Source organism: Bacillus sp. C1 (assembly GCF_054570475.1).
Genome location: NZ_JBTMZT010000001.1, coordinates 971,901 through 995,557, shown reverse-complemented (window position 1 = coordinate 995,557; position 23,657 = coordinate 971,901). Strand labels below are relative to the sequence as shown.

Genomic DNA, 23,657 nt, shown 5'->3' with positions numbered 1-23,657 from the left:
TAAACTCGTCTCTCCAATTCGTCCAATAACTATTCCCTTGGTTAAACGTTGAATTTATTTAGTTCTTTACAGGAATGACGGTAACTATACGCCAAAATCGAGTCTTTTTAATTCACTCATTACATCATCACATGCTGTATTACAGCTTGAAGCCGGAGCAAGCATGAAGTATTTACAAGAACGTCTTGGACATGGCAGCATGCAAATTACAGCTGATGTATATTCTCACATTAGTAAGAAGCTAGACCAAGAAGCAATGAACAAATTTGAGGAACATATGCGGAATATTTTAGAAGAATTTTCGAGATGTTTGTGGGCATTTTGTGGGCATCGATTTAAAGTATTAAAATCACAACTGTTTTGCCCACATAAAAAAAGCCCCCGATACCGTAGTATCAAGGCCTCACACTCTTAGTAAAGAGTCATATATTGATCGCGTTCCCATTGGTGAACTTGCGTGCGGAACAAAAATCAATATAGATTTGTATCTATTAAGCTATGCATAAATGTTGTAGTACCAATGTTTAACGACAATTGTTTGTATATTGACTTTCGATAATATTCGTTTGCTTTTGAAATAAATATGGTCAAAATATGGTCATTAAACGGCCGACAAAACATAGCCTGCTTTTGCGGGCTTTTCTTCTCTATTTTCTTATTACGGATAAACTTTGATATGACAAGAAAGATATGTGGGCGAATTGTGGGTAAAAAACACCTAGCAGAAGTTTGCTTAAATTTGGCATTATGTTGCTTTTTTGTTTCCACAAAGGAGACAAATATTAATGAAGAAACTTGTGGACCTCGGCATAATCCGCCAGGTATCTATGAAAAGTAATTCTGATATGATGCAAACTGCTAATGCTATAGTAATTCGACCTATTGTGGAAGAAGTGTCCGACAAGGAACCTACTAAAAGTCCTACAAAGTGTCCTACCATTAAAACACCCCCTGTTTCCTTAAAACAAAATATAAAAGATATAAACAAACGTAATAGTAATGAGAATAGTAATACTACTGAAGAGAATATTAAACAAGCTGATTTGTTGCTCACTGGGTTCCAGAACGTTTCGTTTCTTTAACTAGCTCTTTTTATTCTGAATCAAAAACAATTCAAGAACTGTAGAAGGTTGTAAGACAGTGTAATAGAGTTGTTAATTACACAACAGGTGATAAAGCATTTACTAAAGACCAGGAGCTTACTATTGGCTTAAAAACTATTAAAGAGTTTGTTATGAAAGTGAAGTCTGGAATAAAAATGAAGTATGGTAAATTTACTTATTTCAATGGGATTGTAAATAACTTAATGGACAAGTTCTACTTCGATAAAGAGTTTATGGGATTATAAAAAAGCTCCCAAACGCTGAGGAACCAATAAGGGAATTTTTTCAAAAAGCATATGGAGCGGGATTTTCTACAACCGTAATACATTTTTTCATATTGTTAAAACACTCAAAATTTTTCTTAAGGATGGGAAATCTTTATATCTTATTTATATAATTTATGCTATGGTTCAATATGTTAATTAATTACAATACTTTTTAAAAGGAGGATACATAATGAAAGCAACGAAACTCCTATCATTAGCAATACCTATTCTATTATTAGTAGGTTGTGGGGTAGGAGATAAAGATTCTATCCCTAAGACTGAGGAAACTAGTAAAGCAATATTGAAAACAGTAATATCTGAAAAACAGTATCCGTATTATATTTGTGAGCAACTGGTAGAGTTTCAATTCAAGAAGGATGAAATATTGTTAAAACTAGGAGAAGCTTCAAAAGATAATAAGAAATATAAAGATGTATTTAAAACAGCAAACGATATGGATGAAGCCTTAGACCGTATGGAGAACATAATAGTACCTGATAAATACAAAGACATTCATAAACTCGTACAAGAAGGGATAACAGATGCCAGAAAAGGAACAAAGTTAATAAAAGACGCTGATAAAGACGATGGACTGAAGATTCAAGAAGCTGTATTAAAAAGTTCTCCACATATGTCAGGTGTAGATGGAGAACAGTGGAGAGAAGCAATTTATAAGTTAAATCAGGAAACCAAAGATGCCTACGCCAAAGCACTTGATAAAAAAATGGAAGAACATACAAAGTAATAGAGTAACTTGTAATTATACATACAATCATTCAACTAATAAGGGGTAATAGAAATATGAAAGCAAAGAAACTTGTAACGTTAGCACTTCCAATCATGTTATTAGTTGGTTGCGGAACAGACAAAGCAGAGAAGAAAGAAGACTGATAGCTTAAAAGTATCAGAAGCGAATAGTCAAGACGTATCAAAGGTTAAAGCAGAGAAAGAATATAAGTCAAAATTAAACTCTTTAATGAAAGATATTACGAAGGAATCACTGGAGTTAAACGAAATCTTGACTAGTACTAAACCAATAGAAGAAAAAGACACAGAATTTAGAGAGAAGTCACATGCTATATACGAGACAGCAGAAAAGTTAGTTGCGTTAGACCCTGGAGATAAATATCTAGACGTACAAAATACTGTAAAAGAAGCTACGTATGCACTAAGGGAAGGCGTAAGTTCAATAAGAAACGGATTAACTATGAGAGACGGAAGTGTAGTTCAACAAGGTGGGGAGTCAATGGATAAAGCGTCTAAACTAATATTTGAAGTAGATAAAAAGTTGAAAGAGACAAAATAAAGGGTATAACAATGAAACGTAAACTATTAGCAGTTGCATTGCCAGTTATGTTAATTAGTGGGGTAGGTTGTTCTAAAGACAATGCAGAAAAAAGAGGACTGATAGTTTACAAGTAGCAGTAGATTATAAAACTTCTATACTTGACTTAAGTAAAGAGTTAGAAAGCAAATTATCTACAGAAGAATTAAAAGAGTTACTTATGAATGCTAAAGTTTAATACATAGTAAAAAAGCCGACTCAATTACGAGCCGGTTTCTTTTATGTTAACGTACGTTTACGTATGCATCACTAGCTGTAATGTAGTACGTATTCCCTTTCGAATTGTGTACTTTGTATTGTGGTGATCCATTGACAGTTACTTTTTCATCGATTGTAAACCCTAGTCCTGCATCTAAAGTACCAGCAACGTCTTTATCCTGCCAAGATGGAGAGTCATAGAAACGTAGTTTGTCCACTTTGGACACAATACGCTTTCCTGCAATCGGATTAACTGGCTCTTTCTTCTCAAACTTGATGTAAGAAGGATTGTTATATACCCATTGATTTCCTCCAAGATTTAACCAACCATCTTTTTCTCCCCATACTTGGTATGATTCTGGTTTATTTAACTGACGAATAACAGAGTAACTTGCACCTGCCCCTTTACGAAGAAAAACCCTCAACACGTTATGTGTCAAGGGTTTAAGCCTCTTAGTAAAGAGTCATATATTGGTCGCGTTCCCATTGGTGAACTTGCGTGCGGAACATATTTTAAGCCATGAAAACAAATCGAATTCGGTGTGAAATATTGATTTATCAACGTTTCGTAAATTCACCACCGCAAAACGAATCAATATATACTATGTAAAATCGGGCATCTTTCGGGCAAATACCGGGCAATTTTAAATCAAACTAAAAACAAAAAGCACAGCGTGTATATACAGTGCGCCAACACTATATATACCGTCCGCCTACTCAAGATAGGCAAACACCTGCTGTACTCTTACGGACTATTTTACAGTACGTAAGGGCTCCTAGCAACAGTTTGCTTACGTTCGGCATTCTGTTGCTTTTTTGTTTCTACAAAGGAGCCCGAATCTAATGAAGAAACGTATCGATGTGATAGCAAGTGAAGAATCCTTCCACAATCTTTCTACATTTAAAGAATTAGAAGGAATGAATAAAACTGTACGTACATACAGAGATACAATTCGTATGTCTATTAAGCGTACTGACGTACAATCTAAGCTCATTGTACTACTTGAAATTTTAAAACGCCACAGCTGCAAATATGTAGGCGTTAGTTTCCTATGCAAAAATACACTTGCTGCTATGTTAGAAGTTAGTTATAAAACTGTACAACGTTTAATGAAGAAACTTGTGGACCTGGACATGATCAAGCAGATAGCTATGAAACGTAAATCTGATATGATGCAAACAGCTAATGCAATTATTATTCAACCTATTGTGGAAGAAGTGTCCGACAAGGTACCTGCTAAAATTGAAACAAAGTGTCCGGCCAAGAAGACAACCCCTGTTTCCTTAAAACAAAATATAAAAGATATAAACAAACGTAATAGTAATGATAATAGCAATACTCCTGAAGATAATATTGAACGAGCTGATTTTGTTGCACATTGGGTACCAGAACGTTTTGTTTCTTTAGTTAGCTGTTTTTATTCTGAATCTAAAACAATTCATGAACTGTGGAAGGTAGTAAGACAGTGTAATAAAGTTATTAATCATAGAACAGGTGATACAGCATTCAATAAAGACCAGGAGCTTACTATTGGCTTAAAAGCTATTAAAGAATTTGTTATGAAAATTAAATTCGGAGCAAAAATGAAAAAGGGTAAATTCGCATACTTCAATGGGATTGTAAATAATTTAATGGACAAGTATTTCTTTGACCGCGAATTTATGGAGATGTAATATTTACAGCCCTCTCCTTAAATTGGCATTATTTACTTATTAAGGAGGGAGATTTTTGAGTTTAAATATGTATCTAGGGGAAGTACATACCCAAACACAAAGTATGAATGCCGTATGTACCGCTACCATTCAAGGTATGGAACAAGCCATTCAGTCAATTGATGCTTTTGCAATTGATACTGTTTTACAAGGACATACATATAGCAGTGCAAAATCATTTTTTGTACACACCTTTCGTCCTTTAGCACAAGGAATCATTTACTTATGTGAAGAATTAATTCGTCAGAATAATGCCTTTCCGAACGGCTTTCAATCACAAGTAGCTTCAACCGATGTAATCGAACAAGAAATATTAGAACAAATTCAAGGGATTGACCAAACGAGAGCAAATATGGAAGCCATCAGTCAAACTGTACCCCTTCCAGGTACGGACGCTATGATGGGTATTTTTGATATGATGAAACGGAAACTGCAAGAAAAGCTAGAACATCTACATGAATTTAATTATACTTCTAGTAGTAATTATGATACTGCACTCCAACTAGCCGCTAGTATTGCTACAGGTCTTGCAGAAGTCCAAAGCGGAAAAGGTTTTAGTCCTGCAAGTGGCACATTTAGTACGCAAGGGTTGAATATGGAGTGGGCTACTTCTATTCAATCATTTGAAGAAAAGATGACACGTAAAGCGGACAATTTTGTAAATAGCAATTTATCAGGTGATAATATCGAAGATAGTGCAACGTTTGGTAAACCCTCTGAAAAATCTATGCTTAGAAAAATTTGGGATGGTGTATACGTTGGTTCTGGTCAAGTTATTGGAGGTATTGTAGAAGGGTTTGATTCATTAGACGATACAGTAACAAAAGAAAATATTAAGTATGCTATAGGTCACCCTTTAGAGACATTTTCTACTGCATGGAATACTTTTTCAGATTCATTTATGAATGATGTTTGGCATGGTGATTTAGAAAGTGGTACAAAGTGGGGAACAAATATTTTTATGGAACTTGGATTAGGATGGCTGGGAGATAAAGGGATAAGCAAAGTAGGGAAAATAACTACACTTAGTGAAGGTGTGAATCTAGCAAAATTCTCAGAAGGCATCTCGTCCGTTTCGAATCAAATGCCATTGAAAGACCGATTTGCTTTTGCTGATATGAGTCCATTCAAAAATGAACTTTCTACGTCTAAAGATTTTTTCATAAGAGCAAGTAGTGGAGAAGGAAATTTAAGTAAATCTGGTAAAAGTGTAGAAAAACGTAAGGTCCCACCTGCTGTAAAAAAGGTAGATGAATTAGGTGAGTATTACGAAGTAACTATAAAGTTTGAAAAGAATGTAAAATGGGGTAATGAACTCCGAGATATGAATTTACGTGATTTTGATCGTAAAGTGAAAAAATTACAAGACTTGAGTGATGCAAACTTACTACAAAAAACAAAACCTATTAGAGATCCTCAAGTAACAAAGCAGTATAGAAAGGATGCTATAAAGAAGATAATTGAAATATATTATCCACGAGATAAAGAATTAGCAAAAAAATTAATTGATAAAGTAAAATATGATATGGATCCAGATCATCGATGGGATTTAGGGCTTAATAGAGAAGATATTAGGAGTAATCTTCAATTTATGGATCAATTTACAAATAGAAGAATTGGTGGACTTTTAGGAGTACAATTAAAAGATGCTCCTTATGGTTCGAGAGTGAAAATAAATATTGAGAGGGAATAAAAAATGGATAAATCAGTATTGAAAAAAATAGAATTAGTTAAGAATATTTTAGGTGATGACCCATTTAGTTTGGTTATTGGTGAAATTGTGGAAGAAGAAAAAATAATTGATGAAAAATTAGAAGAGACTATTTTAAAAGATTATTATTTCATTACAAGAAAATATAAAATATTGAATGGTGGAGTAATTACTATATATGGTCATCAAAAACTTGAAAGTATTCAGTTTTATGCGGAAGACATGCCAGGTGGTGCTGATAAATGGCTTTGTATAGGGACAATAGAAAATTACCCATTATTTATTGATAAGATTAATGGGGAAATATCTTGTTTGTTTGGAGATTTAATTGATCAAAACTTTGTTATTGAATCATATGGTGATTTTAATAATTTCTTACAAAATTATTATTTAGGACAAAAATATTGTGAATTAGGTAATAAGTTTGTTCAATCTGGAGGGATTAGTGACACAGTAGGTAGTAAAGATGATGATTGGTATCAATTACTAGAAGATCATAATTTATTGTAATACATTAAGTTGATGTGTTATGAATAACATTATAAAAGATGAATTTTTTTATTTAAATGAAATGTAAATATCTAAATAAAAAAGAAGAACGCCTTGTAGTGAGGGTAAACGTTCTTCTTTTTTGCTGTAAATTCACTTAAATTTCTTGTGCTACAACTATACCAGTATTTCCATGTGCATTAGACGGTGCACCACCATCGCCAATATTGATATAATCAGGTCTTGCAGGTGCTCCGCCGTCACCTTTATTCATTGCGAATGCACTGAAATTATCTGCCCCTAAAATAGAGAGTGTGAATGCAAATCCTAACGCTGTTAATATAACCTTTTTCATTATTTTAACGCTCCTTTCACCAATTGTTTTTGCTTTGCCTCTTTGCTCATGTGATAATACTTACTTGCTTTTTCGTGGTTACTTTCATTATAGAATTTATCTGCTAAACGACCTGCATATTCTTCAATACAGTCAAATAATTCTTCTCTTTCAAAGTATGAAATTCCTGTTAAAATAGCTTTTTCTAGTAATTCTGTGTTTGTATTCATTTCTTTTAAAATCATGAAACGGTACTGATATTCATGATTTTTCAACTGATTACATATATGTAATCCTTTTTCTATCAATGCTTCAGCTTCGTTATATTGGTGTAGTTTTAAATATTCATCAGCTTCTAGATAAATCGCACGAAAATGATTTGGAGACTTTTTTGTCACTTCTGATAAGTGGCGAAGTGCCGATTCTGATAAATTTTGATTTGCATATAGCAATCCTAAGTTATTGCGGATCATTAATGTAAATCGTTCAATACCAGCTTTTTTGAATACATCTAATGCCTTTGTAAAGCTTTCTTCTGCTTGTTCAAATTGCCTTAAATCAATACAAGACATAGCAAAAATATTTTCGCATAATGCAATACAGATTTCATAATTAGAATGCCTTTCATATTCAGCTTTTGCTAAACGAACCTGGTCAATTGCCAATAGCGTTTGATAAGATTGATAAGAAAGATATGCAAATCGATAATGAAATTCAGCATGTTCTAATGGATCTGAAATGTTTTTTAATAATGATTTTGCTTGTTCAAATTCTCCATTTGCTACTTGGTAATTTGTCATTAATGTTTCATATATCCCCTTGAACAAATGATAATAATACGTTAAAACATTATTATTAGGATCATATAGAGAATCAATTGTATCAAAGCTTTCTTTTGTAACACTTAAACTGTCTGTTAATACTTGATAACGGAAATTCATTAAAGAATAATAAAGTAATGTATGCTTATTTACTTCTATTGCGCTAACTTGAGAATCTATTTCTTCTTTTAATGATTTTGATTGAATAAAATCGTGTTTTAACATTGATTGATACCAAGTATCCAATGAATGCTTAATTTGCTCTTTAGTTACTATATGTGTATCCACAATAAATCATCCCCCTTGTCATCTATCTATATTTTACTAAATATTAACATAATTCAGCGCGTTATATATTTAGCCCGCTTTAAAACTACTTGAAAAACAATTGTCAGAATACTTATTTAGAAGCAAAAACAAAAAAAGCCGACTCTCATTGATTAAGAGCCGGCACTTGTTTTATCTAATCCATTTCACATACGATTCATCGAAATACATCCAACCTTCAACACCCTCGCCTGTAACATAAAGCCAATTTTCATAACGATAATGTACATCGTATGCAGATTGTTTTGTAATTACATTAATGACTGGGTCTCCTGTGGATGCACCCTTACGAAGATTAATGTTTGTTCCCGAAACCCAAACAACACCATTTGTTTTACCATCTTTATTAATAAAGCACACATCATCTCTTAACCAATTATCCTCAGCGATCTTGTACCAAAAATGACCGTCAACATAACTCCAAGCTAAGTATGGATGTTTACTATCTTTATTGACTTGACGCATAATTTTCGCATCTGTTGATGGGCTTTGTCGTACATTTGCAACATCAGCACTTACAGTAATACTGCCTAAATTTTCGCCCTCTGCTACAATTCCATTGTTTGTACCAGTATCGGTAAACCAAGATAAAGATTTGCTACCAATTAATTTGTTTAAATCGCATTTTCCAATACCAGAAACATTCCCTGTCTCTGTATATTGCCAAATGTCACATGGATAAGCTGGTTTATTATCGCCATAACGTGGGATCCATACGAAATCAGCATTTATATTTGCTGCCCCAAATTCTACATACGTATGATGGGCAACGTATAACCCTACTTTTTTAGCACCTAAACGACGTAACTCGTCAATGAAAGCCTGTGTTCCTGCCTTCATGTTATCCATTGTTTTTTCTTCCACATCAGCTACCCAGAACAATGCATCCTTATCGCCACGATTCCAGAAATCACGAGCTTCTACTTTTGCATCTTCTACAGAAACAAATCTGCAAAAAGCATAGTTTCCGAATGGTACATTATAAGCCTTCATAGAGGCTACATAAGACTTATACATATGATCTACAACATTTGACCCATCTTGTACTCTAGCAATCACTAAATCAAGCTGCGGAGCAGCTACTCCCCAATTAATATCACCGTTCCATTTTGAAATATCAACAATATGTCCCATTATTCAACATCTCCTTTTTTCTCTTCTTGTTTTTGTTTGCCACCTAAAATTTCAACAGCGTTTGTCAAAGCCTGTGGAAGTGGAATTCCCATACGTCCAGCATTTTCTAAAAGTGAAAGCAACTCGTTTCCAATAAAGAAAAAGAGTGTAGTTTCACGAATAGCATTATTTGTACCTATAATCGCATCAGCTTGAGTGGCTGCTGCGACCAATAAAAATAGCACCACCTTTTTGGCGATGCCTTTAAATCCAACTTTACTTTTCAATTTCCCGTTAAATCCTGCTGCCATTACGCCTGTAATATAGTCGATAACTGCCATGATTACTAAAACTTTCAATGTTGTATCCCATCCTCCCAAAAAGTACCCACAGAAGCCACCAAATGCGGCTACAAATGTTTTCATTAATACGTCAATACGATCCACTTGTTTACCTCCTTTATAAAATAAAAAAGAACACATTATGTGATCTTTTGTTTTGAAGTTATTTATTTTGTCAAATAAGTACCACAAATTTGTACCCACTTGTTTTTCAGGTTACTCCCAACATAAACACCATTATTTTTAATATCTATAAAAGCAACATTATAGTATGGGTTTGATACAACTACAACATTCAAGGCGCAATAAACAAATAAAGGATTATCGGTCATTATACGTTTTTCATAAATAAGTATTTCCGAATCATCAATCATCGCATTCATAACATTTGGAAACTGATTTACAGCAATACATTCTAAACCAAGGTTCTCAAGTTTTTCAATTAACTTCTGTGACATTGCTGGATCATAGTTTATTTGTTGTACATCGTATAAATTCATGCATTCCACAATGTAATCCATAACTTGATCCTGGTTTATCATTTTCCCATCACAAAAGGTAACAAAACCACGTTCAACCATATCCGTATATGGAACGTTATCTTCTTTTTCGCGATGTTCAATATCCTCGTTAGGTACAAAATACATTTGTTTAACCTTTAAGATTGACTTTCCATCTTCGGTATAACCAGAGTTAGGAAAATTCAAGCTAACACATGTTAAATCGGTTGTTTTCGATAAATCTAATCCCAAATAGCAAGTTTCACCTGTTAAATCCCCCAGGTCATCCACAAGAACATGTTCAACTTGTCCTTGTTCAAAGAAGTTTTCCGCTCCATTTACGAATACATTTAAATGTTTAGAAAGAAACTCGGCTTTTTTATGTGCTGAACGTGATGCTGAGATGAATTCTGTTTCAAGTGCACTCATCGTTACAGATACACCGATATTCGGATTAACCATTGCCCAAACATTACGATCTGTCCAATCATAGTTCTTGTTAGGTTCGTATATCATGACAAAACTTGAGTCATTATCATCACGTTTCAATACTTCTTTTGCTTCACGATATACTCGCATACCAACACTTGATGAACCTTTACCAGCTGTTGATATATTAAACATAATTGGCTCAGCACGAGAAACCTGTGCTGATTTAAAGTTATCGTACTGATCCATATTTTCTTGAGCATGGAGCTCATCATTTAAAATGAAGTGTGGATTGGAACCCTCAATGGATTGAATGTTTTTACTCATTACAATGAATTGGTTCTGATAAGCTAAATCATCACGAATATAATCATATGTCACACTCGAAATGGTACCTTTTGGCCCTTTATAAATGTGTGAGCACTCCATTACATCATGATTCATAATTGTTGCTGCAAATGGCTTTGCTGCATATTGAGCCTGGTTAAAATCGCTCGCACAACAATAACAATCGGCACTGAGTACTCCTTCACCATACATCGCATAACCTAGAGCACCAACACCGATTAAAGTTTTACCATTCTTCTTAGGAACCTGAATGTAAGCTTCACGAGTAACTCGGACAATTTGTCCTTTTTCATTCTTATGAACCCATCCATAGATCCAGGAGTAAGCGAATTTCTCCCAATCTTCCAGGATAAAAGGTTGTCCAGCTAAATCACCTTTAGTATGACGGACAAATGTTTCAACCCAATCCATCATTTCATTTGCACGATCCACATCGAACCAGATATCTTTACGCTTTTTCCATTTATAATAACGATCTACCATTGCTTTGATAGTATCGGGATATTTTTTAGGATTCTTTCTTACTTTTTTTGCATAAATATCTGCATAATTAACGCCTCGTTCAATCACATAAACACCACCTCCAAGGCATAATAAAAAGCCACACCGATCGTGTGACTTATTTTCAGATTATCATAATGGCATTTTCTGAAGCGGCACACTAAGGTGTGCTGCACCACAATTTCTACAGGTCCCTGAATATCCTAGATCAATGTTACCTCTGATTGGAACATTAACCAGTTTCCTATTTACATCCCAACATGTAGGGCAATACGGACCACTACCATCACTCTTTCTATAATAAAAATCAGGTAGGTACTCTAAATCATGAGAAATTTCATCAGTACGTTGGATTTCTTCCAACTTTAGTCTTAGTTCTCTATTTTCGTCTAAAATTTCATATGCTTGTGTTTGTAGATCCATTAATTTACTTATTAATTCTACGTTTTCCATACCTACAGCTAATGCTTTGATCCCTTTTATTGTATCTGTTATTCCCATCACACTTCACCTCGTTAATATAATAATAGTTAAATTATATCAACTATTAAGCTTTATTTCTCCATTTTGCACGATGTTTATCTAACTCACTAACCTTTGCTTTAGGTTTTTCCACCTCTTCATTTTTTCCAACCGTAGAACCACCAGTGACGTATTTACCTGGTTTAGCCTTATTAGTAAGCCCCAACAAATCCAATGCCTTTGTTTTTTTATCAGCCCAAGTTTCTACTTGCTGCGCCAATGGATGCTTTGAATTATTTGTGGCTCCTGCTTTATTGGTGTGACGCTGAGTAGGCGGAAACCCTTTCTCTTTCCATTCGATAAACATTGTCATATAAACTTCGAAAATATCTAAATAAGATTCAATTAATGGATCTAAAGTAAGGGTGTAAATATCTGCGTCACGCATGATTTTTAATATCCGATTTTTCTCAGCTTCTGTTTTATCGGCAACAATTTTTTGACGCTCTTTTTTCGTAGACATTTCACACCCCCCTTTATTTTTTAAAATGTTGTCTAACGATAGAGATGCCCCCTACGCTACCTATCCTCCCCAGAGGACAAATTTTATTTTTTGATAGGGGGGGCTTATCCAAAATAACTCGGAAAAACCTTTTTTGGTTTATCTTCATTTTCTTCTTTGATATGACATTTTGGACAAAGTAGCATTAAGTTATTTATTTCTAATTTAAGTGTTTCATCTTGTTTAATTGGTATGATGTGATGAACATGAGCACTCCGACCAAAGACGAACCTTCCACATCGTTGACAGTATCCTTTCTCTCGTTCATATACTTGAGACCTTACATACATCCATTCGTCTGTTCTATAGAATGGTTTGTTCTCGTGATGATAGATGTTCTTCTTGTCTTTCTTCTTCCTTGGTTTATTGCGCTTATGTTCTTCACAATAACGTCCCTTACTTATCTTGTTATGGCAGCCGTTAAAGTCACAGTATTTCATGATAATAAAGCAATGATGTCTTCTTTCTTTTTCATATCAGAAGGAATATCAATACCTAACTCAGCAGCATACTCACGTAACTCTTTCACTGTCATGTTACTTAGTACTGGTACTTCACTAACCACTGTCATATCTTTACCGTTTGCTAAGTCCATGCCCATGATCATGCTCTCAGGATTTACAGTTACTTCGAATCCTGGCTCTTCACCAGTTGGAACAAACAGACTTCGCTTTTCTTTGTTATCCCAATACTCTGTACCTGATATTGTTTTTCTAATTTCAGTAATCATTATTATCTCACTCCCCTTAATCTTGATTTATCAATCACCCATGTCTTACCAATCTTCTTTGCTACAATCTTTCCTTCAGCACAAAGGTTCTTAACATATCCAGGTGATACATTAAGAATAGATGCAGCTTCATGTACACCGATTGTATTATGAAAGAATGTATTCATCCCCTCACTCCTTATCAATCCAATTCCTTTACTTCCTTCGCCTTAATAAACTGAATCATAATTATCAAGCAAACTATGAACCCACCGAAAAAACTTAAACAATAATACATGCTATTACCACCTTGTAATTTTCACATAATAAAAAGCACCCCATAAGGAATGCTTTTATTATCGAAGCCAACGCATTATTTTTCCGTCGAAGTATACCCAACCTTTATCCTTGATATAAATCCAATTGGTATTTTCACGTTGCTCTACAATCCACTGGCCTACTCCAATTCGATCTCTAATTCCGCTGTTTTCACTTGAATGATGAAAACACTCTAAGCCATTCCATTCATTCCAAATAACACCAGAGTTCTTCCCATCTCGTTCGATATGAACAGCATCTTCAGGAATCCAGTTATCATTCGCAATTTTAAACCAGAATCTCTTTCCATCCCATGCATTTTCTAAATATACATGACCAGAACCTTTAGGTACATCACCGACATGTTCTGATAGTTCATTCGGTTCCTTATAAACCCATGAGTGAGGATTTAATACAGTTACATATCCCATATTTTTTATGGACCAATCAGAAGGGAGTGTCACATTTTTGCGAGTATCTACATCTGTAAGGTCAGTTCCATTTCCAGTGTTGCCATCGTCGCCTTTCCCCAAGTAGTCTAACGGGTTCACAGCATTACTCTTATTAATATTCCAGCGTCCTTTATGCAATTCAAAATGCAAGTGTTGACCACTAGACTGCCCCGTGTTACCCATAACTCCAATTGTTTGTCCTTGTGTAACATAATCACCTTCTCTAACCTTTCGAGAACCATTACGCATATGAGCGTATACAGTTTCCCATGTAACTCCATCAATAGTATGCACAATCATAATACATTCACCATAACTGGATGAAAGATAAGAACGACTAACTTGCCCGCTAGCCGCTGCATAAATCGGATGATCACCCACTTGAGCAAGGTCTACCCCATGATGATCTGGTCTACTACCCCTAAAACCACTTGTTACTCTCGTTGTATCTGTTGGATAAATAAATTTTGCCATATTAATCTTCCTTTCTATTTTTACACAATATAAAAAAGGTACTTAAATGAGCACCTTCGTTCACTGTCTATATTTATTATTTTCGGGATATATTATAATTTTCCAATTTTAAGATGAACAGAATGAAAAACTCTCCACCGTTACCTAACATCAAAATGTTCTACTTTTAATCATGTACTGTTTCCAAGACATAACATAGGTTGTCCATACAAGCTGCACTTAAAATAAAATACGGTATTTTATCATTAATTACGTTACCCGTAAAATATCCATTGCCTAATGAAATAAACTTTCTCCCTTTTGGGTGTCACTTCACTAAAAGCTGTCTCTTTCATTATCGAAGCCAACGCATTATTTTTTCATCGAAGTATACCCAGCCTTTATCCTTGATATAAATCCAATTGGTATTTTCACGTTGCTCTACAATCCACTGGCCTACTCCAATTCGATCTCTAATTCCGCTGTTTTCACTTGAATGATGAAAACACTCTAAGCCATTCCATTCATTCCAAATAACACCAGAGTTCTTCCCATCTCGTTCGATATGAACAGCATCTTCAGGAATCCAGTTATCATTCGCAATTTTAAACCAGAATCTCTTTCCATCCCATGCATTTTCTAAATATACATGACCAGAACCTTTAGGTACATCACCGACATGTTCTGATAGTTCATTTGGTTCCTTATAAACCCATGAGTGAGGATTTAATACAGTTACATATCCCATATTTTTTATGGACCAATCAGAAGGGAGTGTCACATTTTTGCGAGTATCTACATCTGTATGATCAGTTCCTCCATTAAAATCCACATATTGTTTAACAATTTCAGCGTAGAAAAAATTCCCACCATTTCTATATCGATAGCCACCATTGTATGCCACAGCGATAGGATGACTATATCGAACCATAGCGCCAGTGTTATTTCCAAGAGATGGCGCAACAACAGTTTTAGAATACTGATCTGCCACCTGTAGTGAATGCTGCTTATTGTTAGAAGCTAACCAACGGATGTAAGCACGTCCAAAATTATATGTTTGAACAATAGCACTTAAATCAGTAATACCATACTTCTTTGCATCTGCAAAAGCTCCTTTTAAGTGCATTACTCCGTAATGAATTGACTCCTTAGGGTTGTTAATTGAATTCATAGGTCTTCCTTGGGATTCACTTGACTGCATAATATCGGGGGTCTTTTCAGCGTCCCCACCACTTTCCACCATGATAATTCCAAGTACATAAGGTACTAACTCAGGTACACCTTGTGCAGTACATTCATTTTCTACCATTGTCTGCCATCGTAGAACCTGTTGTGGCAGATTAACTGTTTTAGTTGAAGCAACTAATTTATTCATTACTAAACATCTCCTTATTTTCTGTCTAAAAAACTACTACTTTACTAAGTACATCTAACTGCTAAATGCTCACTATTCTATAAAATCAATTCGTGGTACTCACCTCCCTTCACAAGAAAAAAGAGCAACCATGCATCAGTTGCCCTTTCGTCAATCTCTTATGTTATTACTATAATTCATTTTTACAATAGTTTCGTTGCCCTAAAGGTAACTCCCCAAAAAGTCACCTTATAGATCGTCTACAAATTTTATTATCTTTCTTACTTCAGCATGCTTACGTTTAATATAGTCTGGACTATAATTTAATTCGAAAGCAATACTCGCTAGTGTCATACCATCAACGTATTTCATTTTGAGTATTTTATTATCTAGCCCTTTGAACTTACTAATTAAATTCTTTAAATCATGCATTGCATTTATCTTGTGCGCTAATTCATATTCAATTGCTTCAATACGTTCTTCTACCTTTGCACCTTCCGATTCAGCGGTTAAACGTACCTCTCGCAAATCACCACTGACCCAGCGTTTTAATTCAGCTTTTGTTTTGTCTAAGTTGTAATCTAAATAAGCAATATCTTCTTCTAATTTCTGATAGTCTTTCAGCCAATCAAACAAATGATGATTCACCTACTTTCAATTATTTATTTTTCATAACAATCATTGTAAAATAATAGAAAAACAGAGAGGAGATTTTCAAATGGAAAATCCCGCAAGTAAACTATATATTCTTTTAAAAGATGCTTACGATAATTGCAAGAATGTTAGACCTATGGACACTTCTTTTAAGGGAACTTGGGCAAAGGTATTTGGAATTGATTCAAATGATACATCGTCTTTGCTGATTTCAATGAATTCCATGCTTAACCTTTTTTTAGCTACTCAAGAATACATAAAAGGCAATGAAAAGTTAAATAATGAGAGAAATTTAAAATTCCTATCTAATATTGAATTAGCGCTTTCTTCAATGAATTTTGAAGGCGATATGAGCAGATTTAAAACCCATATAGATAGTGAAACATTGACTGCATTATCTTTTATAAGCGATCATATGAACTTCATATATGATCTCCATGAAAATAGCGTTAACAGTGAGGAGATTATTAATTTAATTAGTGAAATTGATATTTTAATAGAAAACATAACTGACTCCACTCTCCCAGAAGATGTTAAGTCACTATTATTTAAAAACTTGGACTCAATTAGAGCCTCCTTAATTTCTTATAAAATTTCTGGTATTGATGGCATGAAAACTGCATTAGAACAAACAATCGGTTCATTATTCATGAATAATAAGGTTATTACACCTGTAGCCCAAGATGAAAATGTTAAAGGTATCTTTAATATTATTGATAAAATGAATACAGTTTTATCAACTGGAGTTGCAATTAAAGATCTAATTGGTCCAATCGTGGGTCTCTTACTTAAATAATCACAAGTTTTTAATTATGAGGAAACGGTGTATATCGTTTCCTTTATCTATTTTGGTAGTTAAAAATTTGAAACATCGTTAGTTCATCCTATTTTCCAATTAAAACCTCTAAATCTAGTAAAACACGTTTATTTTCCTTTCTAAGACGTTTTACCGTCCACACGACCAAATATATTAAGAAAGAAAAACAACTTAGTTTTTTCTTAATCTGAAAAGCTGTTTTTTCTACAAAATAAATTTTTTATTAATTATAGATTGCTTTATTTTTCAAATACTCAGGAAAGCAATTTCTCTTTATGTAAAATCCCCACACCCTATGTGGGGATAAGAACACTTTTTAATGCTCATTTCGTTATGCTTACCATTGACACTACACCTAAATTCAAATTCTACTCTTTTTTCACTTATATAATCCCAAATAAACATAAAATTAACTTAGTTTAATTAAATTAATTCCACTAGAAATGTTAAAATCTGAACCAGCACTTCCATCAGTTATAAGCTGAAGAACTCCTCCTCCTGGACCTGTTGTGAATATAGTCGCATTTGAAAAACCTTCAGATCCACCTGCTACAATTCCATTACGATTTGTAGTAGAACCTGCCACAGTCACTCCATTCAATTCTAAATGTACATTTATATCTTCAGCTGTAGCTGTATCATTATTTACAGTCATTTCATACACAACATAATAAGCAGAATTAGGAGCTAATATAATATCAGTAGTAGGCACAGCAGCTGTTATATCACCTGAACTTTGTTCATTGATTTGTGTCCATACTATAGCTTCTGGAACATCCCCTACCTGTTGACCACCAAGCGGCGTTGAATAAGAAGCAAAACTAGCTGTTGGAGCAAGTTGCGTAGCCCCTGTTACTCCCGTTGCTCCTGTTGCCCCTGTCGCTCCACTTGCTCCCGTTGCACCAGTTGGACCAGTTGGACAAGTAGCACACACCCCAGTAGGTCCTGTTACTCCTGATGGTCCCGTTGCTCCTGTTGCTCCTGACGGTCCCGTTGCTCCTGTTGCTCCTGTTGCCCCTGTTGCTCCTGACGGTCCCGTTGCTCCTGTTGCCCCTGTTACTCCTGTCGGTCCCGTTGCTCCTGTTGCCCCTGTTACTCCTGTCGGTCCCGTTGCTCCTGTTGCCCCTGTTACTCCTGTCGGTCCCGTTGCTCCTGTTGCCCCTGTTACTCCTGTCGGTCCACTTGGACCTCCCGCAGGTCCTGTCGGCCCAGCAGGTCCAGTAGGTCCTGTTAATACAGGTGTTTGTATAACACTTTCTAACTTACCTTGTAACAACATCTGCGTTTTTAGTGCACTTTGTATCGTCTTATTTACACTTTCATTCACCGCTAAAATTTCAGCCAATGTAGCAGCTGGGGATAGTCCAGCCAATGTTCCAATCGCATATTGAATTTTTTCTGCTTCTGCATTAATAATATGCGCTAAACCTAGTTCTTCTAAAGCAATGGAAGCTAATATTAAATTAATCGATTCTTCACGCGTTAACGTAATATTCGGTGTAATATTAGGTATATTTGCTTGTGACATATTAGTTTCTCCCTTCACATCATAAATTTATTGTTCTTTAAATAATATGGTAAGTTCAGGACAAGGGTGACAAGCTAATACCTAACAACAAAAAATTCCACTGTAAAACAACATCATCAAATGGCACTTTAAACTACAACAAGCACCTCTTCAATCAAGAAGCCCAGGACAAATTTTTATTCCGCAACACTTTCATCATCAACAATCTTCAATTGACCAGGAGCAACTTCCGTTGTCTCATCTGAATTAACGTTATACTCTCCCCCTTCATGTGGTTCTTCATAGAATTCATCAATAGACATTTGCGAAGGCTCAAGAATGATATCAACATTTCCTCCAGCGAAAGGATAAAGTTGATTCACTACACCTTTAGCATCACTTTTTACATTTAATTTAATTGCTGTTTTCTTGCTATCACGTTGAATGTTAACGAATTCCGCACCAATTGGTTCAACTTCACTTTTCTCCACAGTTAGATGAACAATTGTACCTGGCATTTTTAATAAATCATCAGCATGTGGAAGTTCATCACTCAATACGTGAAACTGTAAAACTTCCTTTTTATCGTCCTTTTGCATTTTCTTGAATAAAACGTTCAATTTTACCTTTGTCATGGTTCAGGCTCCTTTTGTATTAGATTGATATTAGAACTGAAGTTTTCCTATTATTTCTGTACGTTTCTAGCCTTAGAAAGTCTTTCAGCCGCTTTCTGTTTCTGTTCTTCTGTCATAACTCGTAAATTCTTCATTGTTACTTGTTTTTCTTGAAGAACACCTTTAACAGCCGTTGGCCTTCCATCCTCTTCTTCTAAGGTCTGTAACTCACATAAATTAGCTAGTTTTCGAATGTGTTTAGGAACAGTAGAGTAAACCATCCACTCGCCTGTGCTATAGTCAAAAACCAATGTAGTTTCTTGCTCTTCACGAGAATAATTCATTATTCATTCGACACCTTTCGACAAAACAGCCTTATGAATTTACCTCTTTATAAATCTCTTTAAGTTGTGCTAAAGATAATTCATAAAGCTGTAACCCTTCAGGCGTTTTAAAATATCCCATTTGGATTAATTCTGATTTATAAAAGTCCCTTTGGACTTCAATTGTTTTTGATTCCATCATATGACTCCTTTTTTCAAATACTCACGAGCCATGTATAAAAAATGATGATATATGTAATTTCCGGTTGTAGCAGGCTCAATAAACACCGTTGAAAATCCATACCTTACTTCAAATGTTTTCAAACTACCAAGCAATGATTCTGGTTTGTATTGACTTATATACTCACCTTTTAATATTTTGTGATAGCCTTGTAGATCTTCCACAAGAAGAACAAATGGATGTTTAGCAGCACGAATCAATTCATTTTCAAATCTTGTACGATCTTTAATCGATTGAACCAATTCATCTACACCGTTTTTCCGTTCTACTCCAGCACTTAAATAAACATCTCGTGTAATTCCCATCTCAGGATTCTTAGGAATTACCGCTGAATAATCGGCTGTATCAATTTTTCTAAGTCTGAACGGAACATCCTTTTTACGAAAATAATCTAGTACATGCTGATTCTTTTGTTCCCTGGTATCTACCATAATTTCTAATGTATCTAGAATTTGTTTTAATTCTTTATCTGTATATCGATAATGAATTGCTGACATTTATTTCACCTTCCTAAAGTGCGACATTGCACGATTGAATATTTCTTGCGAAAGCTCGTCTGTTAATTTATTTTCATAGTTGGCCACAGATGCTTTTACATACATCCAGCCATTAAGTGAAAAGTTTAATGTTAATTCCATGACCAACCTTGCTGCAGCTTCATCATGATTAAACCAATCATTTATTTTCGGATTCATATCCTGTTCAATGCCGATATAAAAATTAATGATTTTATCAATCGTTTGTTTCACAGCATGATCTTGATCTGAATAATTATCTTGCAAGTACTTAACGATACGCAGCTTGTATTCTTTAATAACTGATTCAACTTCAGGAGCAATTTTTTCATGGTTCTCAATATATAAATCATTCCCATCAAGAACGAGCTTCGCTCCCATCGATTGAACATCAGCACATATTTGTTTTGGATGCATATTACACCTCTTTTTCTAAAAGGGTTATCAAGGGTTACTAAGTTTTTTATTCAGTAACCCACTACAAAACCAGTCGTATCAAGGGTTCAAGGTCAATTTGGGTTATCGGGGTTACTAAAGTTACCCGGTTTTCTATTAAAGTCCTATATATATATATTATTTTTTATTTATTTATTTTCTTATAGGCTGTTATAGGAAACTCAGTAACCTTAATAACCCATAAGCTATAAACCATTGATATAACAACATTTATACGGGTTACTGAAAAAATAGTTTAGTAACCCTTCAGTAACCCAACATCAAATCTTTTTCCTATTTATAGGAGTTATGTTACTTTCTTCTTTTTTATCGTCTGTTGAAAATAAACTCGCACTAGCATGACTATTCAATGTCATACCCATAATGAAAGTTTTATTTTTCGATCCTTTTTCTTTTTTGAATCCACGAATTTCTAATTGACGATAAAAAGCACGATTCTTTAAATCCAATTCATTATTTTGATAACACCACTTTGTATAATTTTCATATAGTAGCTTCGCTTCAATTCTCTCTGTAGGATGTACCGTACAATTTTCATCAATGAAAGGTGCCAATATGTCCATATCCTCACGATATTCAGCATTCGCTGCCTTCACAGCTTCAGGAGCACGCAACCCTTCGGCCTGCCACTTCATGCAACCCTCAACAGCCCACCGCAAAACACCTGGCATTTCTTTTGCTAATTTATCTGGTAGATCATAATCAATCTTGTCTTTTGGTATCGTTACAGTAAATGGAATAAGCATAATCCTTCTCCAAATACCTTCATCCGAACCTTTAACAATCGGCTTATGATTGGTAGTGAAGAATACTTTAAATTCAGGAGTAAACTCAAAATATTCCTGACGTAAGAAACGAGCTGACATCTTCTCACCACCGGTGATTTGTTTAACCAGGGCTTCAGATAATTGTTGCCCTTCTTCACTTTCTACAGCTGACACAAATCGAGCTCCATCAAGTCGGGCCACATCGTTATTGATTCCTGAATCATTTCTTTTTTTCAAGAAAGTATCACTGTTTGTTTGTCGTCCATAATCACCAAGTAAATCCTGAATGATATTGATAAAAGTAGACTTACCATTTCGGCCATTACCGAATAAGAAAAACATTACTTGCTCTTTCGTTACACCGGTTAATGAATAGCCAATTGCTTTCTGCAAATAATTAATGAGCTCATGATCCGCTTCACCTGCAGGTGTTTTAAAAATACTTTCCAAGAAAGCTTTCCAGTTTGGACATTCAGCATTCCTGTCATACTTAATTGGAGAAATCTTCGTTAATAACAAGTCACGGTCATGCGGCAATAATTTACCTGTCTTTAAATCGATAACTCCGTTCTCACAGTTAAATAAAAAGTTATGAGAATCTAATTCTTTCTTTTTCACTGATACCATAGGTCTCACATCCAATATGCTATTTATTCTAATTGACCGTCTTTCACATTTTTTTGCCCAATCATGCAATAACTTTGATTGATATTTATCTTCTGTAGCCTTCGCTTCTCCATATATGGCCCTAAGTGTTTTAGCCGTGATAGCTTCGATCTGTCTCTTACTGTCCTCATGCCAATGCTTGCCGTTCCATATGAGCCATTCCAATTCATTGCAATAGCGAACATTCTCGCCATGATAATATGCAATACGCTCCGCATTCCCTAACTCAGTTAAATGAAACTTTGGGGCTTCATCAATAATTTCCTCAGTATCTTCAATTGAGTTATCAGAAATATAAACCTCATACTTTTTCTCTTCGGGCGGTTCATAATCAGCTATTGTGGAAGGCGTAGAAAGAATTGCTGTATCGATTGTCATTTGTCCATATGTACGGCCATCACTTGAATGTGGCTTATCCCACTTCTCACGAAGTAAGGAAGATTCTCTAAACATTGAATCCATCTTAGCTGCATCCTTATCCGTCCAGAATGCAAGATGATTACATAGGGCCATATCCGTTGAAGAATGGTCACCATTAATCAATATGCCCTGGAATAAATCTTTAATGGCTGCACCACTTTTACTATCAAACATTCGCTCCCATAATTCTGCATTCGATAAACTAGTAATATCTTCTCGTTCGAATGAAGTAGTGCTTTGCTTCTTTTCAGGCTTTGGCTTTTCTTTCAAATACTTCTCAAATAAAACTTTTAATTCATCCGTTCTATCTTCCACAGGAACTTGATCTAAGCAATCACCAGTGAAAGTAAAGTACCGTCCGTGTCTGTATACTTCCAATCCGATATCTACATTTTTCCGTCCTGTACCTGGTCCTTTTAATGGCAGCTTACCTTTTGCAATAATGTGGATGCCATCACCACTTGGTGAATATTCCGTGTAACTATTTACAGTTTCAATAACATCCTCAGCTAAACTTGTAAGAGCACCTTCTTGGATACAATGGTCAATATCAATTCCAATGAATGGATCATCCTTTGAAAACATGAATCCAATTCCGTCATAATCTCCTTGTTCATAGAATTTTATGATTGTCGGGAACGTTGACCAGCTCCGCTTATTATTTGATTGAGCCATTTCCCCATTGATTTGATAAGGAACTTTTGTTTTCTTACCGTTTCTTACTTCTGACCGCCATAAGATCCAATGAGGAGTGTTTTTAAGCTCTGCCGGTATTTGATTAAATTTATATCTCATTTGATTTTCTCCCTTTGGAAAAGGGAGCCATTA

At 34.9% G+C, this 23,657-nt stretch carries 26 protein-coding genes and 4 pseudogenes; 9 read left to right on the top strand and 21 right to left on the bottom strand.

What is annotated here, in order from left to right; all coding sequences use genetic code 11:
- Positions 1 to 58: 58 nt before the first annotated feature.
- From ACX5JI_RS05355 to ACX5JI_RS05335, 5 genes and pseudogenes are all read left to right on the top strand, one after another.
- Positions 59 to 295 (top strand): annotated as a pseudogene (locus ACX5JI_RS05355) (site-specific integrase); the annotation flags it as partial.
- Positions 296 to 776: 481 nt separating this feature from the next.
- A pseudogene (locus ACX5JI_RS05350) lies at positions 777 to 1,348 on the top strand (helix-turn-helix domain-containing protein); the annotation flags it as partial.
- 211 nt (positions 1,349 to 1,559) lie between these two features.
- Positions 1,560 to 2,114, top strand: coding sequence for a hypothetical protein (locus tag ACX5JI_RS05345; protein ID WP_097795780.1), 555 nt, complete (start codon positions 1,560 to 1,562; stop codon positions 2,112 to 2,114).
- Positions 2,115 to 2,170: 56 nt separating this feature from the next.
- A pseudogene (locus tag ACX5JI_RS05340) lies at positions 2,171 to 2,257 on the top strand (DUF7018 domain-containing (lipo)protein); the annotation flags it as partial.
- A gap of 88 nt (positions 2,258 to 2,345) precedes the next feature.
- On the top strand, positions 2,346 to 2,675 hold the full coding sequence (locus ACX5JI_RS05335) for a hypothetical protein (RefSeq protein WP_459500287.1): 330 nt from the start codon (positions 2,346 to 2,348) through the stop codon (positions 2,673 to 2,675).
- Between the two features lie 263 nt (positions 2,676 to 2,938).
- Here ACX5JI_RS05335 and ACX5JI_RS05330 read toward each other — a convergent pair.
- Positions 2,939 to 3,331: pseudogene (locus ACX5JI_RS05330) on the bottom strand (SH3 domain-containing protein); the annotation flags it as partial.
- 424 nt (positions 3,332 to 3,755) lie between these two features.
- On the opposite strand from ACX5JI_RS05330, the gene ACX5JI_RS05325 reads away from it, so the two are divergent.
- Genes ACX5JI_RS05325 through ACX5JI_RS05315 form a run of 3 tightly spaced genes read left to right on the top strand, consistent with a single transcriptional unit; the run spans position 3,756 to position 6,846 of the window.
- Positions 3,756 to 4,586: a helix-turn-helix domain-containing protein gene (locus tag ACX5JI_RS05325; RefSeq protein WP_459500027.1), complete on the top strand. Its 831-nt coding sequence runs from the start codon at positions 3,756 to 3,758 to the stop codon at positions 4,584 to 4,586.
- Between the two features lie 55 nt (positions 4,587 to 4,641).
- A complete protein-coding gene (locus ACX5JI_RS05320; protein WP_459500026.1) occupies positions 4,642 to 6,318 on the top strand; it encodes a T7SS effector LXG polymorphic toxin in 1,677 nt (558 codons plus the stop codon).
- Positions 6,319 to 6,321: 3 nt separating this feature from the next.
- Positions 6,322 to 6,846, top strand: a complete 525-nt coding sequence (locus ACX5JI_RS05315; protein ID WP_459500025.1) for a hypothetical protein — start codon at positions 6,322 to 6,324, stop codon at positions 6,844 to 6,846.
- A gap of 136 nt (positions 6,847 to 6,982) precedes the next feature.
- Here the strand turns inward: ACX5JI_RS05315 and ACX5JI_RS05310 are convergent, their stop codons facing one another.
- From ACX5JI_RS05310 to ACX5JI_RS05250, 13 genes are all read right to left on the bottom strand, one after another.
- Positions 6,983 to 7,180, bottom strand: a complete 198-nt coding sequence (locus tag ACX5JI_RS05310) for a hypothetical protein (protein WP_459500024.1) — start codon at positions 7,178 to 7,180, stop codon at positions 6,983 to 6,985.
- A complete protein-coding gene (locus tag ACX5JI_RS05305; RefSeq protein ID WP_459500023.1) occupies positions 7,180 to 8,268 on the bottom strand; it encodes a response regulator aspartate phosphatase in 1,089 nt (362 codons plus the stop codon). The genes ACX5JI_RS05310 and ACX5JI_RS05305 overlap by 1 nt, the downstream gene beginning before the upstream one ends.
- A 171-nt stretch (positions 8,269 to 8,439) precedes the next feature.
- Positions 8,440 to 9,441 carry a GH25 family lysozyme gene (locus tag ACX5JI_RS05300; protein ID WP_459500022.1) on the bottom strand — a complete coding sequence of 334 codons (1,002 nt, stop codon included), beginning with the start codon at positions 9,439 to 9,441 and terminating at the stop codon, positions 8,440 to 8,442.
- Complete coding sequence (locus ACX5JI_RS05295; protein WP_459500021.1) at positions 9,441 to 9,866, bottom strand: phage holin family protein; 426 nt, start codon at positions 9,864 to 9,866, stop codon at positions 9,441 to 9,443. The genes ACX5JI_RS05300 and ACX5JI_RS05295 overlap by 1 nt, the downstream gene beginning before the upstream one ends.
- 62 nt (positions 9,867 to 9,928) lie before the next feature.
- Entirely contained in the window at positions 9,929 to 11,608 is a 1,680-nt protein-coding gene (locus tag ACX5JI_RS05290) for a terminase large subunit (protein WP_459500020.1), read from the bottom strand.
- A 63-nt stretch (positions 11,609 to 11,671) separates the two neighbouring features.
- Positions 11,672 to 12,040 carry a hypothetical protein gene (locus ACX5JI_RS05285; RefSeq protein WP_459500018.1) on the bottom strand — a complete coding sequence of 123 codons (369 nt, stop codon included), beginning with the start codon at positions 12,038 to 12,040 and terminating at the stop codon, positions 11,672 to 11,674.
- Between the two features lie 46 nt (positions 12,041 to 12,086).
- Positions 12,087 to 12,524 carry a P27 family phage terminase small subunit gene (locus tag ACX5JI_RS05280; protein ID WP_016079070.1) on the bottom strand — a complete coding sequence of 146 codons (438 nt, stop codon included), beginning with the start codon at positions 12,522 to 12,524 and terminating at the stop codon, positions 12,087 to 12,089.
- Between the two features lie 104 nt (positions 12,525 to 12,628).
- Entirely contained in the window at positions 12,629 to 13,003 is a 375-nt protein-coding gene (locus tag ACX5JI_RS05275; protein WP_459500017.1) for an HNH endonuclease, read from the bottom strand.
- Entirely contained in the window at positions 13,000 to 13,293 is a 294-nt protein-coding gene (locus ACX5JI_RS05270; RefSeq protein ID WP_459500016.1) for a Rho termination factor N-terminal domain-containing protein, read from the bottom strand. Before ACX5JI_RS05270 ends, ACX5JI_RS05275 begins: the two co-directional genes overlap by 4 nt.
- Positions 13,294 to 13,295: 2 nt before the next feature.
- A complete protein-coding gene (locus ACX5JI_RS05265; RefSeq protein ID WP_459500015.1) occupies positions 13,296 to 13,460 on the bottom strand; it encodes a helix-turn-helix domain-containing protein in 165 nt (54 codons plus the stop codon).
- A 168-nt stretch (positions 13,461 to 13,628) separates the two neighbouring features.
- Entirely contained in the window at positions 13,629 to 14,516 is an 888-nt protein-coding gene (locus tag ACX5JI_RS05260; protein ID WP_459500014.1) for a M23 family metallopeptidase, read from the bottom strand.
- Positions 14,517 to 14,850: 334 nt separating this feature from the next.
- A complete protein-coding gene (locus tag ACX5JI_RS05255) occupies positions 14,851 to 15,870 on the bottom strand; it encodes a lysozyme family protein (RefSeq protein WP_459500013.1) in 1,020 nt (339 codons plus the stop codon).
- 228 nt (positions 15,871 to 16,098) lie between these two features.
- Positions 16,099 to 16,485, bottom strand: a complete 387-nt coding sequence (locus ACX5JI_RS05250; protein WP_459500012.1) for a DUF1492 domain-containing protein — start codon at positions 16,483 to 16,485, stop codon at positions 16,099 to 16,101.
- 82 nt (positions 16,486 to 16,567) lie between these two features.
- Here ACX5JI_RS05250 and ACX5JI_RS05245 point away from each other — a divergent pair, with 82 nt between their 5' ends.
- Positions 16,568 to 17,299, top strand: coding sequence for a hypothetical protein (locus tag ACX5JI_RS05245; protein ID WP_459500011.1), 732 nt, complete (start codon positions 16,568 to 16,570; stop codon positions 17,297 to 17,299).
- 430 nt (positions 17,300 to 17,729) lie between these two features.
- Here the strand turns inward: ACX5JI_RS05245 and ACX5JI_RS05240 are convergent, their stop codons facing one another.
- From ACX5JI_RS05240 to ACX5JI_RS05210, 7 genes are all read right to left on the bottom strand, one after another.
- A complete protein-coding gene (locus ACX5JI_RS05240; RefSeq protein WP_459500010.1) occupies positions 17,730 to 18,848 on the bottom strand; it encodes an alpha-helical endospore appendage domain-containing protein in 1,119 nt (372 codons plus the stop codon).
- Between the two features lie 176 nt (positions 18,849 to 19,024).
- Positions 19,025 to 19,462: a hypothetical protein gene (locus ACX5JI_RS05235; protein ID WP_459500009.1), complete on the bottom strand. Its 438-nt coding sequence runs from the start codon at positions 19,460 to 19,462 to the stop codon at positions 19,025 to 19,027.
- A gap of 50 nt (positions 19,463 to 19,512) precedes the next feature.
- On the bottom strand, positions 19,513 to 19,785 hold the full coding sequence (locus ACX5JI_RS05230; protein ID WP_459500008.1) for a hypothetical protein: 273 nt from the start codon (positions 19,783 to 19,785) through the stop codon (positions 19,513 to 19,515).
- A 31-nt stretch (positions 19,786 to 19,816) separates the two neighbouring features.
- Complete coding sequence (gene fbpA, locus ACX5JI_RS05225; protein ID WP_459500007.1) at positions 19,817 to 19,963, bottom strand: Fur-regulated basic protein FbpA; 147 nt, start codon at positions 19,961 to 19,963, stop codon at positions 19,817 to 19,819.
- Positions 19,963 to 20,502, bottom strand: coding sequence for an ERCC4 domain-containing protein (locus ACX5JI_RS05220; RefSeq protein ID WP_459500006.1), 540 nt, complete (start codon positions 20,500 to 20,502; stop codon positions 19,963 to 19,965). The genes fbpA and ACX5JI_RS05220 overlap by 1 nt, the downstream gene beginning before the upstream one ends.
- Complete coding sequence (locus ACX5JI_RS05215) at positions 20,503 to 20,937, bottom strand: hypothetical protein (RefSeq protein WP_459500005.1); 435 nt, start codon at positions 20,935 to 20,937, stop codon at positions 20,503 to 20,505.
- 299 nt (positions 20,938 to 21,236) lie between these two features.
- Positions 21,237 to 23,624 (bottom strand): phage/plasmid primase, P4 family, encoded by a 2,388-nt coding sequence (locus tag ACX5JI_RS05210; protein WP_459500004.1) that lies wholly within the window; start codon positions 23,622 to 23,624, stop codon positions 21,237 to 21,239.
- Positions 23,625 to 23,657: the final 33 nt, after the last annotated feature.